The sequence below is a fragment of the Photobacterium kishitanii genome, assembly GCF_003026355.1.
GTDB classification, from domain to species: Bacteria; Pseudomonadota; Gammaproteobacteria; order Enterobacterales; family Vibrionaceae; genus Photobacterium; species Photobacterium kishitanii.
Window position 1 is genome coordinate 40,448 of sequence record NZ_PYON01000004.1, and the last position, 14,362, is coordinate 54,809.

A 14,362-nucleotide genomic window follows, 5' to 3' on the forward strand; every position below is an offset into this window, starting at 1 on the left:
AGAATTTAGGCGTTATGGTTTTCGAGCTGTAACACGAAAGGATGCCACCGTCAGTAAATGGCTGTTCGGCAACACCACTCAGAAAACGCTGAGTTAAGTTTTGAGGTTAAATATAATGCAAGTTACCGTTGAAACCACTGAAGGTCTAGAACGCCACCTAACTATTACAGTTCCTGCTGCAAACATCGAAGATGCAGTTGCTGCTGAACTACGTAAAATTGCTAAAACTCGTCGTTTCGACGGTTTCCGCCCAGGTAAAGCACCAATGAAGATGGTTGCTAAAATGTTTGGCGCATCTGTACGTCAAGACATCCTAGGTGAAGTAATGCACCGCCACTTTATCGAAGCTATCGTTAAAGAGCAGATCAATCCAGCAGGCGCACCAACTTTCACTCCAGTAGAAATTGCTGAAGGTAAAGATTTAGTGTTTAAAGCTTCTTTTGAAGTTTTCCCTGAGATCGAACTAGCGGGTCTAGATAAAGTTGTTGTTGAGAAGCCAGTTGTAACTGTAACTGATGCTGACGTTGACGGCATGCTAGATACACTACGCAAGCAGCAAGCAACTTGGACTGATGTTGAAGCAGCAGCTGAAGCAGATAGCCGTGTAACTATCGATTTCGTTGGTACTATCGATGGCGAAGAATTCGAAGGCGGTAAAGCTGAAGGTTTCGCACTTGCTATGGGCCAAGGTCGTATGATCCCTGGTTTCGAAGAAGGCGTTGTTGGTCATAAAGCAGGCGACGAGTTTACTGTAGAAGTAACTTTCCCTGAAGAATACCACGCAGAAAACCTAAAAGGTAAATCTGCAGCGTTTGCTATCACTCTTCATAAAGTTGAAGCACAACAGCTACCTGAACTAACTGAAGAGTTCGTTGCTAAGTTCGGCGTTGAAGACGGTTCTGTTGAAGGTCTTAAGACTGAAGTTCGTAAGAACATGGAACGTGAGCTTAAGCAAGCTGTTAAAGGTCGCATCAAAGATCAAGTTCTTAACGGTCTTGTTGAGCAGAACGACATCGCAGTTCCTACAGCGCTTATCGATCAAGAAATCGAAGCACTACGTAAGCAAGCTGCACAACGTTTTGGCGGCGATGCTAAGAACATGCCTGAACTACCACGTGAATTGTTCGAAGAGCAAGCTAAGCGTCGTGTAGTTGTTGGCCTACTAGTTGGTGAAGTAATTAAAGCAGAAGAGCTAAAAGCAGACGAAGAGCGTGTTAACGCAATTATCGCTGAAATGGCTTCTGCATACGAAGATCCAACAGAAGTAGTTAAATACTACGAAAGCAACGAGCAGCTAATGAACAATATGCGCAACGTTGCTCTAGAAGAGCAAGCAATTGACGCACTTCTAGCTAAAGCTCAGGTTTCAGATAAAGAAGTTAGCTTCAACGATCTAATGAATCCTGCTGCTTAATTTACTGAAATTACTGTAGAGATTTGACATTCTCTCAAGTCTTCTGCTAACAATGGTCCGTGTGAATACTTTCATTCGGGCCATTTATTTTAGGGAAATAAGATTATGAGCTACCAAGCACAAAACGGCATGTCACCGATTATGGATGCGCTGGTACCTATGGTGGTCGAGCAGACTTCTCGTGGTGAGCGTTCTTACGATATTTATTCCCGTCTCTTAAAAGAGCGCGTGATCTTTTTAACCGGTCAGGTTGAAGATCATATGGCTAACTTAGTTGTAGCCCAGTTGCTATTTTTGGAGTCTGAGAACCCAGACAAAGACATCTTCCTTTACATCAACTCTCCAGGCGGTTCTGTAACTGCAGGTATGTCAATTTATGACACCATGCAGTTCATTAAACCAAATGTAAGTACAGTATGTATGGGTCAAGCATGTTCAATGGGTGCATTCCTATTGGCTGGCGGCGCTAAGGGTAAACGTTACTGTCTACCTAATTCACGCGTTATGATTCACCAACCTCTTGGTGGCTTCCAGGGCCAAGCATCGGATATTCAAATCCATGCACAAGAAATTTTAACAATTAAACAACGTTTAAATGGGTTACTGGCTGAACATACTGGCCAACCATTAGAAATTGTTGAGCGTGATACAGATCGTGATAACTTTATGTCTGCAGATCAGGCAGTAGAGTACGGTCTTGTTGATGCGGTATTGAGTAAGCGCGACTAAAACAGTTTTATTTTGCAATTCGCGATGCGGGTTTAGTAAAGCAAAATAAGTCGACTTGTTATACACTCAAGACAAGACAATGATGGGATACCCCAATAAAGAGGTTAGCGAATGACAGATAAGCGAAAAGAGGGAAGTAGTAGCAAGCTACTTTACTGCTCTTTCTGTGGCAAAAGTCAGCATGAAGTTCGCAAGCTAATCGCCGGTCCTTCTGTTTATATTTGTGATGAGTGCGTTGATTTATGCAACGACATTATTCGCGAAGAAATCAAAGAAGTGATGACGAAAAGCGATAGCGACGAGCTGCCTACTCCACAACAAATTCGTAACAACTTAGATGATTATGTCATCGGCCAATCACACGCTAAAAAAGTGTTGGCTGTTGCTGTATACAATCACTATAAGCGTCTACGTAATGGCGACAAGAATAGTGATGGCGTTGAATTAGGTAAGAGTAATATCCTACTTATTGGTCCTACTGGTAGTGGTAAAACATTATTAGCAGAGACATTAGCGCGTATGCTTGATGTACCGTTTACAATGGCTGATGCTACTACCTTAACTGAAGCTGGTTATGTTGGTGAAGACGTTGAAAACATCATTCAAAAGCTGCTACAAAAATGTGATTATGACGTAGCCAAAGCCGAGCGCGGCATTGTGTACATCGATGAGATCGATAAAATCTCACGTAAGTCAGATAATCCATCAATTACACGTGATGTATCAGGTGAAGGTGTTCAGCAGGCATTGCTGAAACTGATCGAAGGTACTGTTGCTTCTGTTCCGCCACAAGGTGGTCGTAAGCATCCTCAACAAGAGTTCTTGCAAGTTGATACTTCTAAGATCCTCTTTATCTGTGGTGGTGCATTTGCCGGCCTAGATAAAGTTGTTGAGCAACGTGTAGCAACAGGTACTGGCATCGGTTTTGCTGCTGATGTACGTTCAAAAGACCAAACAGATACATTAAGTGATTTGTTTAAGAAAGTTGAACCACAAGATTTGGTGAAGTACGGTTTAATTCCTGAATTCATCGGTCGTCTACCTGTTACAGCAACGCTTGGTGAACTTGACCAAGAAGCGCTAGTTCAAATTCTACGTGAGCCTAAGAATGCCCTTACTAAACAGTATGCAGCATTACTAGCACTTGAAAACGTTGAGTTAGAATTCCGCGATGATGCTTTGATTGCAATTGCTAAAAAAGCAATGGATCGTAAAACAGGCGCTCGTGGCCTACGTTCTATTGTTGAAGCAGTGTTACTTGATACCATGTATGAGCTTCCGTCTCTAGAAGGTATTAGTAAAGTTGTTATTGATGAGTCTGTAATTAACGGTGAGTCAGAACCATTACTGATTTTCGAAAATACAGAAACACAAGAAGCGGCTAGTGCTGAGTAAGTGCTTAATATCTGCACATAAAAGCTAAAAAAGGGAGGCTTTTGCCTCCTTTTCTATTTTCTGACATTTCATACATTGAAACTTGATGCTTCACCCCCATATACTCAATATAAGCTAACTCTAATCGTATTAAGTAACTGTACTGTATCCAGTTGGGTTATTTAATACGATTAGTATGGACAGGAAGAGAGAAGAATATGAACCTGGAGCGTTCTGAGCGCCTTGAGATCCCGGTTCTACCTCTACGTGATGTAGTGGTATACCCTCATATGGTTATTCCATTGTTTGTGGGCCGGGAAAAATCAATTCGTTGCCTTGAGTCGGCAATGGAAAACAATAAACAGATCCTGCTGGTTGCTCAAAAAGAAGCTTCCACAGATGAACCGTCGATCACTGATCTTTATGATGTTGGTACTGTTGCAACGATTCTTCAACTATTGAAATTACCAGATGGTACGGTAAAAGTGTTGGTCGAAGGCCAACAACGAGCCAAAGTTGAAGATCTTGCTGATGATGAGTTTTTTACTGCTAATGCTGAATTTTTGGTTACGCCAACAATGGATGAGCGTGAGCAGGAAGTTTTAGTTCGAACTGCAATTAGTCAGTTTGAAGGCTTTATTAAACTTAATAAAAAGATTCCACCAGAAGTATTAACATCCCTTAATGGCATTGATGATGCAGCGCGCCTTGCAGATACTATCGCAGCGCACATGCCTCTGAAATTAGCCGATAAGCAAAAAGTACTAGAAATTGTTGATATCACAGAACGATTAGAGTTCTTGATGGCGATGATGGAATCTGAAATTGATCTACTGCAAGTTGAAAAACGTATCCGTGGACGCGTTAAAAAGCAGATGGAGAAGAGTCAGCGCGAGTACTATCTTAACGAACAAATGAAAGCTATCCAGAAAGAACTGGGTGAGCTTGATGATGCACCTGATGAATTTGAAGCGTTAAAGCTGAAGATTGAAGAATCTAAGATGCCTACTGAAGCTCGTGAGAAAACCGAGCAAGAATTACAGAAACTGAAGATGATGTCACCGATGTCAGCTGAAGCAACGGTAGTTCGTGGCTACATTGATTGGATGCTAAGTGTGCCTTGGCATAAACGCTCTAAAGTTAAAAAGAACCTCGCTAAAGCGGAAGAAATTCTTAACGCTGATCACTATGGTTTAGAGCGTGTTAAAGAACGTATTCTTGAATATTTAGCCGTTCAAAGTCGAGTTAATAAGCTTAAGGGTCCAATCCTTTGTCTTGTGGGTCCTCCTGGTGTGGGTAAAACTTCTCTAGGGCAATCTATTGCAGCTGCAACCGGACGTAAGTACGTACGCATGGCATTAGGTGGTGTGCGTGATGAAGCGGAAATTCGTGGTCATCGTCGTACTTACATTGGTTCTATGCCAGGTAAGTTAATTCAGAAAATGGCAAAAGTGGAAGTGAAAAACCCATTATTCCTATTAGATGAAATTGACAAAATGTCTTCTGATATGCGTGGCGATCCAGCATCAGCATTATTGGAAGTATTAGACCCTGAGCAAAATAGTTCGTTTAACGATCATTACTTAGAAGTTGATTATGACTTATCTGATGTGATGTTTGTGGCAACGTCGAACTCAATGAATATTCCAGGACCATTGCTTGATCGTATGGAAGTTATTCGTCTTTCTGGCTATACCGAAGATGAAAAACTGAACATCGCTAAAAATCATTTACTTGATAAGCAAATCCAGCGTAATGGATTAAAGCCTAGCGAGTTGACGATTGAAGATTCAGCATTAATTGGCATTATTCGTTACTACACTCGTGAAGCGGGTGTACGTAGTCTTGAGCGTGAAATTTCTAAGCTATGCCGTAAAGCAGTAAAAGAAATTTTATTGAACAAAGACATCAAGCACGTTTCTATTAGCCAAGAAAACCTTAAAGATTATTTAGGTGTACAGCGTTGCGATTATGGTAAAGCTGATGAAAGTAACCGTGTTGGTCAAGTAACCGGTCTTGCGTGGACTGAAGTCGGTGGTGATTTATTAACTATCGAAACTGAATCTATGCCTGGCAAGGGTAAACTGACATACACTGGTTCTTTGGGCGATGTGATGCAAGAGTCTATTCAGGCGGCAATGACAGTAGTACGTAGTCGTGCTGAACGTTTGGGCATTGCGAGCGATTTTTACGAAAAACGCGATATTCATGTTCACGTTCCTGAAGGTGCAACGCCAAAAGATGGCCCAAGTGCAGGTATTGCAATGTGTACTGCCTTGGTATCTAGCTTAACGGGAAATCCAGTACGTGCTGATGTTGCTATGACAGGTGAAATCACATTACGTGGTGAAGTATTACCGATTGGCGGCTTAAAAGAGAAGCTATTAGCAGCTCACCGTGGTGGTATTAAGACGGTGTTAATTCCAAAAGAAAATGAGCGTGATCTAGAAGAAATTCCAGAGAATGTGATTGCTGATTTGGAAGTGCGACCTGTACGTTGGATTGATGAAGTGCTAACGATAGCATTGCAGAATAATCCAGCAGGCATTGAGTTAGTCAATGCGCAAAATAGTGACCTATAGCAAAATTAGTTAAAGAAAAAACGCTTTCAAGGCTAAAAACCTTGTCAGCGTTTTTTTGTGTGGCTATAAGGTACATCTAATCCGCATCATGCGAACTGATTTTAAGCGTTGATAGCCATTTACAGTGGGCTATTAAGGCAATAATGTTTTTCTATTTGATTACTATTACGTGACGTATCTATCTAAACATAGCGTTGTAATCAAGGTTCATTTAAGAGGATCTAATTGTGAACAAAAATCAACTAGTTGATAAAATCGCAGAAAGTGCTGATATTTCTAAAGCTTCTGCTGGCCGTGCTCTTGATGCATTCATTGAAACTGTTAGTGAGACCCTACAAAAGGGTGATCAGGTTGCATTAGTTGGTTTTGGTACTTTCTCTGTTCGTGAGCGTGCTGCACGTACAGGCCGTAATCCACAAACAGGTGCTGAGATTCAAATTGCAGCAGCAAAAGTTCCTGGTTTCAAGCCAGGTAAAGCGCTTAAAGATTCTGTAAACTAAAAGCAATGGGTGTAAGCCCACTGTTTTGTCATGTTTTCATGGCTTAAAAATTGCTACCGGAAAGAGTATACTTATTTCGGTACGATAAAGGCGCATCGGTTGATGCGCTTTTTTTACTTATAAAAGAGCCTGATAGACAACGTATTATGACGGATATTAAATGTGATATTCATTATAATGTTGTTTAATTGAGTTTATGTAACAATTCTCTGTGCTGTGTGTGGCTTATCGGTCGCAGGTTATCTATATTGATAAGACTAGGTTAATTAAGACTTGGTTATCGATATAGCAGTAGCTATTCAGTTGTTGTTATATAACATGTAGTAAATAGTATGGTGCGGTCATCATGGTGATGCCGGTAGCATTATGCATAAATTTGATAGTAGTTCGAAACCGAGCCAGATCGAACAGTAGGAGAGACGGCAGATTATGATGGAGCGATTGCGCGAAGGCGCTAACAGCATCTGGGTTAAGATTATTCTAAGCCTAATTATTTTATCTTTTGTATTTGCTGGCGTCGGCAGTTATCTGGCGAGTGGTAATGAGCAAGTTGCAGCAAAGATTAACGGTAAAGAAATCAGCCAACGTCAGTTTGAGCAAGTTTACCAAAATGAACGTAACCGTATGCAACAGCGTATGGGCGATTACTTTTCAACTTTGATGAGCGATCCTGCTTATGTGAAGCAATTCCGTCAAAGTGTATTAGATCGTATGGTCAATGATGAACTGATTCAACAACGTGCTGATAAGCTTGGCCTTAGTGTTAGTGATGCCCAAGTTAAACAAGAAATTCTTGCGATGCCAGCATTTGCCGTTGATGGTGTATTTAATAACGAGCAATACAACATGGCACTACGCCGTGCGGGCTTTACACCGGATCAGTTTGCAGAAACAATCCGTAAAGACATGCTGCGTCAACAGTTCTTATCAGCATTACAAGGTAGTGACTTTGTACTGAGCGATGAAGCTGATGAGTTACGTAAACTTGAATCACAGCAACGTGTTGTACGTACTTTAACGCTGAATTTAGCTGACTTTACTCAAAAAGTGAAAGTGACAGATAAAGAAGCGCAAGATTTTTACGACCAAAACCCGAACTTGTTCACTCGACCTGCACAAATCAAAGTGTCTTACATTGAGCTATCAGGTAAAGGCTTAACCAAAGATATTAAAATCTCAGAGCAAGCTGCTGAAACATACTATAAAGATAATCAAGCTAAGTTCAGCACTGCAGAAGAGCGTGAAGTTAGCCATATATTAGTGAAAGGCGATACAGCAGCCGCGAAAGCTAAAGCTGAAGCATTGCTGGCGAAGCTACAAAATGGCGCTAATTTTGCTGAAGTTGCTAAGCAATCATCTGACGACACATTCAGTGCGAAAGATGGCGGTAAACTAGAATGGTTCACGAAAGGTATGATGGACCCAGCGTTTGAACAAGAAGCTTTTGCTCTTGCAAAACCGGGTGATATGTCAGGTTTAGTGAAGTCATCATTTGGTTACCACATCATTTTACTTGATGGTATTAAACCTGGAAAAGTACAACCATTTGCTGACGTGAAAGCGAAAATTGTTGCCGAATTACAGCAACAACAATCAGCTGATGAGTTCTATAAGCTGAAAAGTAAGTTAGCAGAAGTTGCTTTTGAATCACCTGATTCGCTAGATGCAGCAGCTAAAGCTGTAAATGCAAAAATTGTTCATACTGATTACATCACACCTGCAGCAGAAAAAGGTGTATTGGCGAATAAGCAAGTTCAAGAGACACTACAAAGTCCAGAAGTTCATGATGATGGTATGAACTCAGATGTGATTGAGTTAGGTCCTGAGCATGTGATTGTTGTACGTGTTGATGATGCTCGTGCACAAGCAGTACTGCCATTTAAAGATGTGACAGCGAAAGTAAATGCGATGGTTGCTAGCCAAAAAGGTGAGCAGCAAGCACAAGCGAAAGCTGATGAGATTATTGCAGACTTACGTAAAGGTAAGGACGATATTGTCGCTAAAGATGGCTTAAGCTTCTCTGGTGAACAAACAATTAATCGTTCAGGCCCAGACGCTAATATTTCAAATGTAGCGTTTAGCTTACCTAAGCCAACAGCAGGTAAAGCAACTTACGGTATGGCACGTGATAACAACGGTAATGTTGAAATCATTGCACTGGATAAAGTTGTAAATATGAAGTTGGCTGGCGATAAAGTAAGTAGCCAGTTTGAAGAGCAAATTGGGCAAATGTTTGCTCAAGAAGATCTTGCTGCCACGTTGAAAACATTGCGTGAATCAGCAGAGATTAGCTACCCAATGCAAGACTCATCGAAAGATTAATTGAAACGGTAATGTAAAAAGACGAGCCGTCTTGTGCGGCTCGTCTTTTTTTTTGCTTAAAATAGTCTTGGTTGCTGTTATTAATGGTTCATTGTTGCATATCATTTGTGCTCTAGTTAATTATTAAGGGAATGAAAATGACAGTAAAATATCAGCTGTTTAAAGCTATCGTTGTTGCCGGTACGCTAGTGTTAGCACCTGCGGTTTATGCAAATTCAGACCAACATAAAGGCATTGATATTATTGTAAATATTAATGATGCTAATGCCGAGCAGCTTGATAACTTATTGGTAGGGATTGGACCTGACAAGGCAGAAAATATTATTCAATATAGAACTAAGTATGGCAAATTTGTATCAGTTGATGATCTTGCCAAAGTGAAAGGTATTGGGGCGTCAACGGTGGATAAAAATCGTAATCGAATTAAATTGTAGTCATTAATGGTTTGGGTTTTATCTATCACGACAGGCTTTAGCCTGTCGTTTTTTGCATATTAGAGTGCGTTTATTTTTTAGGAGTAATGCTAAGAGCAATAATTACTCCTGATACTGCTCCAATTAAATGTGCTTGCGTTGCTACTTGTACTCCAATCAGTTCAGCTGAACTGGCTGAGCCACCAAAACATTGTTCCCAGCTTATTTTTGCGATTAATCCCAATAGTAATAACCAGCCACCTTTAGTTTTGGTCTGAATATCACGAATAGCTCCCCAACCAAATAAGCCGTGTAATACGCCTGAAAAGCCCGCGTACCAGCCGATATGAGTAGCAAAAAGGCCTAGCCCAATAATAAGGCTAATCGTGATGATTAATAAGCTATAGCGGGTCGCATTAAAGTGGGCACGAAAAATAAAGCTGATAATAATAAACGCACCAGCATTCATGGAAAGATGAATCCAATTGGTATGGGTGATATTTCCTGTTAGGATCCGCCATACTTCACCATTTAGAATTGCTTGGCGATCCCAAACTAACAGTGGCTGAAGTTGTGGGATTTGGGCAATAATTCCTACAATTAATGCGATAATAATGTAATTGCGAATAGACAAGGCAACCTCAATGAGTCGGTATTGTGAATACTGTGGTAAGGCAAAAAAAGCCTGTATCTGTCACTGGATTGAAACCATCACAGCAACAACTGAAATTTGGATCTTACAGCACCCATCAGAAATTAAACGTGCGATAGGTACCGCAAGAATATTATCACTTTCTCTACCAAATAGCCGACTTTGGGTAGGAGAAGATTTTTCTACTAATGATGAGCTTAATCGCTTACTTGCTGAGCCTGAACGTGATGTGTATATCGTTTATCCAGGAGAGGGGGCGGTGCCCATATCAAGTGTTGCTGCAGCAGCAAGTAATGATCGTTTGCAAACGGTTATTGTATTAGATGGTACTTGGAAAAAAGCTTATAAAATGTGGCAATTGGCAACTAACTTACACCATCTGCCTTTGGTGAATCTAGATAATGCTGATAGTGGTAATTATCGTATTCGTAAATCCCCTAAAGAGCAGGGAGTATCAACAGTCGAAGCCGGTTATTTAGCCTTGTCTGCTTTTGAGGCCGATAATGATAAATTTAGCCCCTTGTTGACGACTTTTAATCACATGATAGATTTTCAAATTAAGCAAATGCCGCAAGGGGTGTTTGAGAAGAATTATTTGTGAGAAGGAAGGGAAGAGCAGGAACGAGTTTGTGAGTGGCGAGGAAGAGCAGAAGCTAGGGAAGAGCAGGGACGAGTTTGCAACAGTAAGTAACGAGAATTTATTATTGATACTTGACTATGAGTTGAGGGTATTGAGAATGTCGAACCCTCGAACCCTCGAACCCTCGAACCCTCGAACCCTCGAACCCTCGAACCCTCGAACCCTCGAACCCTCGAACCCTCGAACCCTCGAACCCTCGAACCCTCGAACCCTCGAACCCTCGAACCTCTACACCCCATGCCCTTCATTACCTATTTCCAGCGTAATCGATGGTTGAAATAGGGTATTGTACAGTCGCTGCGAAAAGCCATCAGTCATGCCTGAAATATAATCTGCAATAATTCGCATTTCATTGTCACCGTTATCAACTGCACTTTGCCAATGTTTACGAGTTGCTTCCGGTAATAAGCGTTCAGGATCTGATGCAAAAGCATCAAACAACTCCATGATTAATTGCTGGCCTTTATATTCTAATAACTGAATCTCTGGTTTTTTTACCACATAATCGCTGACAAATTGCTTCAGTACATTAAGTGCGTTTTCCATGGGTTGTGACAGGTATGCGTTCCATTTTAATAATGGCTCTTCAAAACTATGGATACCGTCTTGCAATGTCGGAGCGATTTTAATCGAAGTCAGTAAGGCATTAACGAGCGCGCCGATAGCATCTTTACGTTGGTGATGACTGGCAAACATATGCTCACTGATCTCACCAATTCGCTGTTCTAGCCAAGGATCACCACATTCGGCGATTTTTGATGCAACGGCTTCTTGCCATTGATCACGATTAACGATGCCCATCACGATAGCGTCTTCAAGATCATGGACACCGTAAGCAATATCATCAGCCAATTCCATGATTGAACAATCAAGTGATTTAAAGCGTGTTTTATGATGTTGCTGAGGTAAATGGCTGTGACTACGCATTTGCTTAAATAACTGGCGATCATGTTCTGAAAGTGGCGCTAATACCCAATCAAAGACAGTTTTATCATCATCGTAGATACCTTTGGCGGGATACCATAACTTGGCTTTTAAATGGCGAAAGTTAGTAACGTCATCCGCTCGCTCTGTAGCAGTAGTTTGACTCAATAATGCGGGGTATTTTAGTAACCCTAATAAGGTCCGTCGTGAGAGGTTCATTCCGTAATGTTCGGTATAAGGTTCTAATAGCGTTACGATACGAAATGTTTGCGCATTACCTTCAAAACCACCGTGATTACGCATCATATAATTAAGTGCGATTTCACCACCATGACCAAATGGCGGATGACCAATGTCGTGGGCTAAACAGATACTTTCCATCAGGCTGGTTGATGATAATAATGAATGGAATTGGGGCTGTTTTAATTTTAATTGTGCCACAATGCCAGTGCCTATTTGTGAGGCCTCAAGCGAGTGAGTTAAACGAGTACGATAGAAGTCATGGTTACCAGCGCCATGGACTTGGGTTTTTGCTTGCAGGCGACGAAATGCTGCCGAGTGTAGGATTCGAGCTCGGTCACGTTGGTAGGCTGAACGGTGATCATCACGCCGCATTTTTTGCTCGTTGCTATGACGCTGTTGCCAACGAGGATCAAGAGTAAAGTTGTCCATTAGCTGATCTCATCGAGTGTTAGATTAAAACTATCGGCAAAAGTGACCAGAAAATAGTCCATCTCTGGTGTTCTACGCTCAGCTAAGGTTTCTTCAAGGCGTTTTTTTGCCTTGGTGAATTCATGATTGCCTGCACTTAATTCTTCTAAACATTTAAGGTAAGCGCACAAGGTATCAGCTTGTTTGACGATAGCTGCATTTTCAGGATCGAGCTTATGGCTATCAAGGAGCGGCGCATAATCATCATGAAATTCTTGCGGTAACATCGACAGCAGTTTTTGCTCTGCGGCAAGCTCGATCTTTTTGTATTCTTCAGCAATCGTTGGGTTGAAGTATTTTATCGGCGTTGGCATATCACCAGTAATGACTTCACTGACATCATGAAACATACCTAATAAAGCAATGCGTTCAGGATTGACATTACCTGCAAATTTGCGGTTTTTAATTAATGCTAGTGCATGGGCGACAAAAGCAACTTGCAGACTGTGTTCTGAAATGTTTTCAGTTTCAACACTGCGCATTAATGGCCAGCGTTGAATTAAACGCATTCGTGCTAGGTGAGCAAAAAAGTGGCTTTTTTCCATGGGATGGTTCCCTCATAGCGAAATATTGATGGATTGAGTATACCAAGTGTGCGGGGATGATAGGGGAATTACTTGGTAAGCATTTTAGTGCAGATAAATAAAAGCCTCGGGGGAACCGAGGCTGAATATATTTTACTGCTCAGTGCTGTTATTGACTTAGCCGTTATTGACGATAAGTATGCAGGAAGCGTTCCAAGCGGGTCATTGCTTGTTCCAAATCATCTACTCGAGGTAGCGTTACAATCCTGAAGTGATCCGGTTTTTTCCAGTTAAAGCCAGTACCATGAACCACTAATACTTTTTCTTGAAGTAAGAAGTCCATTGCAAAGCGCTGATCATCGACAATTTTGAATTTTTTCTGATCTAATTTCGGAAATAGGTATAACGCCCCTTTTGGCTTTACACATGAAATCCCCGGAATTTGAGTCAATAAATCATAAGCTTTATCGCGTTGTTCTAATAAACGTCCGCCAGGTAAGATCAATTCATTGATACTTTGATAGCCACCAAGTGCGGTTTGAATCGCATGCTGCATGGGGACATTGGCGCATAAACGCATTGAAGAAAGCATTTCTAAGCCTTCAATGTAGCCTTTGGCTTTATGTGTGGCACCTGATAACACCATCCAGCCAGCGCGGAAGCCACAAACGCGGTATGATTTAGAGAGACCGTTGAAGGTAATACAGAATACATCTGGTGCTAGCGGCGCAATCGAGGTGTGTTTAGCACCATCATAAAGAATTTTATCGTAGATCTCATCGGCAAAAATAATCAGATTATGCTGACGGGCGATTTCAACGACTTCTAATAGAAATTCACGGCTGTAAACTGCACCTGTTGGGTTATTGGGATTGATCAGCACGATACCGCGGGTATGTGGGCCAATTTTTTTCTTGATATCATTTAGATCAGGATACCAATCAGATTGCTCGTCACAGGTATAGTGTACTGCGGTACCACCAGAGAGTGACACTGCGGCTGTCCATAATGGGTAATCAGGCGAAGGCACTAAAATTTCATCTTTATGATTAAGCAATGCTTGCATCGCCATCACAATCAATTCTGATACGCCATTACCTATAAAAACATCTTCAACATCAATATCTAATAAGCCACATTTTTGGTAATGCTGGACAACGGCTTTACGCGCAGAGTAAATACCCTTTGAATCACAGTAACCTTGTGATGTTGGCAAGTTACGGATCACATCAACCAGAATTTCATCAGGGGCATCAAACCCAAATGGAGCAGGGTTGCCAATATTAAGTTTAAGTATTTTTTGGCCTTCTTCTTCCATGCGTTTAGCATGCTTAAGAACGGGACCACGTATGTCATAACAAACATTATTGAGCTTGGATGACATCCCGAAATTTTGCATATAATACTTTCCTGATGATAATTTTTGGTATCCCCACAAATTACACTATAAAACTGGTTTAAAGGAACACCTTTTAGCACAATATTTGGAAAAATAGTGTTTTGTGTTATTAAGAACCCATAGTAGCTGCGGTATTAACTAGAGTTACTATTAAGGTTTAGCTATTTGTGCTGAAATA

The 14,362-nt window shown here is 41.2% G+C and carries 12 protein-coding genes; 8 read left to right on the forward strand and 4 right to left on the reverse strand.

Translation table 11 applies throughout. The features are described 5' to 3' along the window. Nucleotides 1–115 precede the first annotated feature (115 nt). The 7 genes from tig (at nt 116) to C0W29_RS06055 (ending at nt 9,355) form a co-directional block, all read left to right on the forward strand. Complete coding sequence (gene tig, locus C0W29_RS06025) at nt 116–1,414, forward strand: trigger factor (RefSeq protein WP_036793690.1); 1,299 nt, start codon at nt 116–118, stop codon at nt 1,412–1,414. A gap of 105 nt (nt 1,415–1,519) precedes the next feature. Then, the gene (clpP, locus tag C0W29_RS06030; RefSeq protein WP_036793692.1) at nt 1,520–2,143 is read left to right on the forward strand and encodes an ATP-dependent Clp endopeptidase proteolytic subunit ClpP; all 624 of its coding nucleotides are present in this window, start codon (nt 1,520–1,522) and stop codon (nt 2,141–2,143) included. Nucleotides 2,144–2,254: 111 nt separating this feature from the next. Then, nucleotides 2,255–3,538 carry an ATP-dependent protease ATP-binding subunit ClpX gene (gene clpX, locus C0W29_RS06035; protein ID WP_036793693.1) on the forward strand — a complete coding sequence of 428 codons (1,284 nt, stop codon included), beginning with the start codon at nt 2,255–2,257 and terminating at the stop codon, nt 3,536–3,538. A 197-nt stretch (nt 3,539–3,735) separates the two neighbouring features. Further along, nucleotides 3,736–6,099, forward strand: a complete 2,364-nt coding sequence (gene lon, locus C0W29_RS06040) for an endopeptidase La (protein WP_045043268.1) — start codon at nt 3,736–3,738, stop codon at nt 6,097–6,099. Between the two features lie 227 nt (nt 6,100–6,326). After that, nucleotides 6,327–6,599, forward strand: coding sequence for a nucleoid-associated protein HU-beta (gene hupB, locus C0W29_RS06045; RefSeq protein ID WP_045043267.1), 273 nt, complete (start codon nt 6,327–6,329; stop codon nt 6,597–6,599). Nucleotides 6,600–7,028: 429 nt separating this feature from the next. Then, on the forward strand, nt 7,029–8,921 hold the full coding sequence (ppiD, locus tag C0W29_RS06050; protein WP_045043266.1) for a peptidylprolyl isomerase: 1,893 nt from the start codon (nt 7,029–7,031) through the stop codon (nt 8,919–8,921). Nucleotides 8,922–9,058: 137 nt separating this feature from the next. Further along, nucleotides 9,059–9,355, forward strand: coding sequence for a ComEA family DNA-binding protein (locus tag C0W29_RS06055; protein ID WP_107174176.1), 297 nt, complete (start codon nt 9,059–9,061; stop codon nt 9,353–9,355). 70 nt (nt 9,356–9,425) lie between these two features. On the opposite strand, the gene rrtA is transcribed toward C0W29_RS06055, so the two are convergent. Then, nucleotides 9,426–9,968: a rhombosortase gene (rrtA, locus tag C0W29_RS06060; protein ID WP_052671690.1), complete on the reverse strand. Its 543-nt coding sequence runs from the start codon at nt 9,966–9,968 to the stop codon at nt 9,426–9,428. Between the two features lie 10 nt (nt 9,969–9,978). Here rrtA and C0W29_RS06065 point away from each other — a divergent pair, with 10 nt between their 5' ends. After that, nucleotides 9,979–10,587 (forward strand): tRNA-uridine aminocarboxypropyltransferase, encoded by a 609-nt coding sequence (locus C0W29_RS06065; protein WP_045043265.1) that lies wholly within the window; start codon nt 9,979–9,981, stop codon nt 10,585–10,587. A gap of 267 nt (nt 10,588–10,854) precedes the next feature. Here the strand turns inward: C0W29_RS06065 and C0W29_RS06070 are convergent, their stop codons facing one another. The 3 genes from C0W29_RS06070 to C0W29_RS06080 form a co-directional block, all read right to left on the reverse strand. Beyond that, complete coding sequence (locus C0W29_RS06070) at nt 10,855–12,222, reverse strand: anti-phage deoxyguanosine triphosphatase (protein WP_045042789.1); 1,368 nt, start codon at nt 12,220–12,222, stop codon at nt 10,855–10,857. Beyond that, nucleotides 12,222–12,806, reverse strand: coding sequence for a 5'-deoxynucleotidase (gene yfbR, locus C0W29_RS06075; RefSeq protein ID WP_045067299.1), 585 nt, complete (start codon nt 12,804–12,806; stop codon nt 12,222–12,224). The genes C0W29_RS06070 and yfbR overlap by 1 nt, the downstream gene beginning before the upstream one ends. 163 nt (nt 12,807–12,969) lie before the next feature. After that, entirely contained in the window at nt 12,970–14,184 is a 1,215-nt protein-coding gene (locus C0W29_RS06080) for a pyridoxal phosphate-dependent aminotransferase (RefSeq protein WP_036793708.1), read from the reverse strand. Between the last annotated feature and the right edge of the window lie 178 nt (nt 14,185–14,362).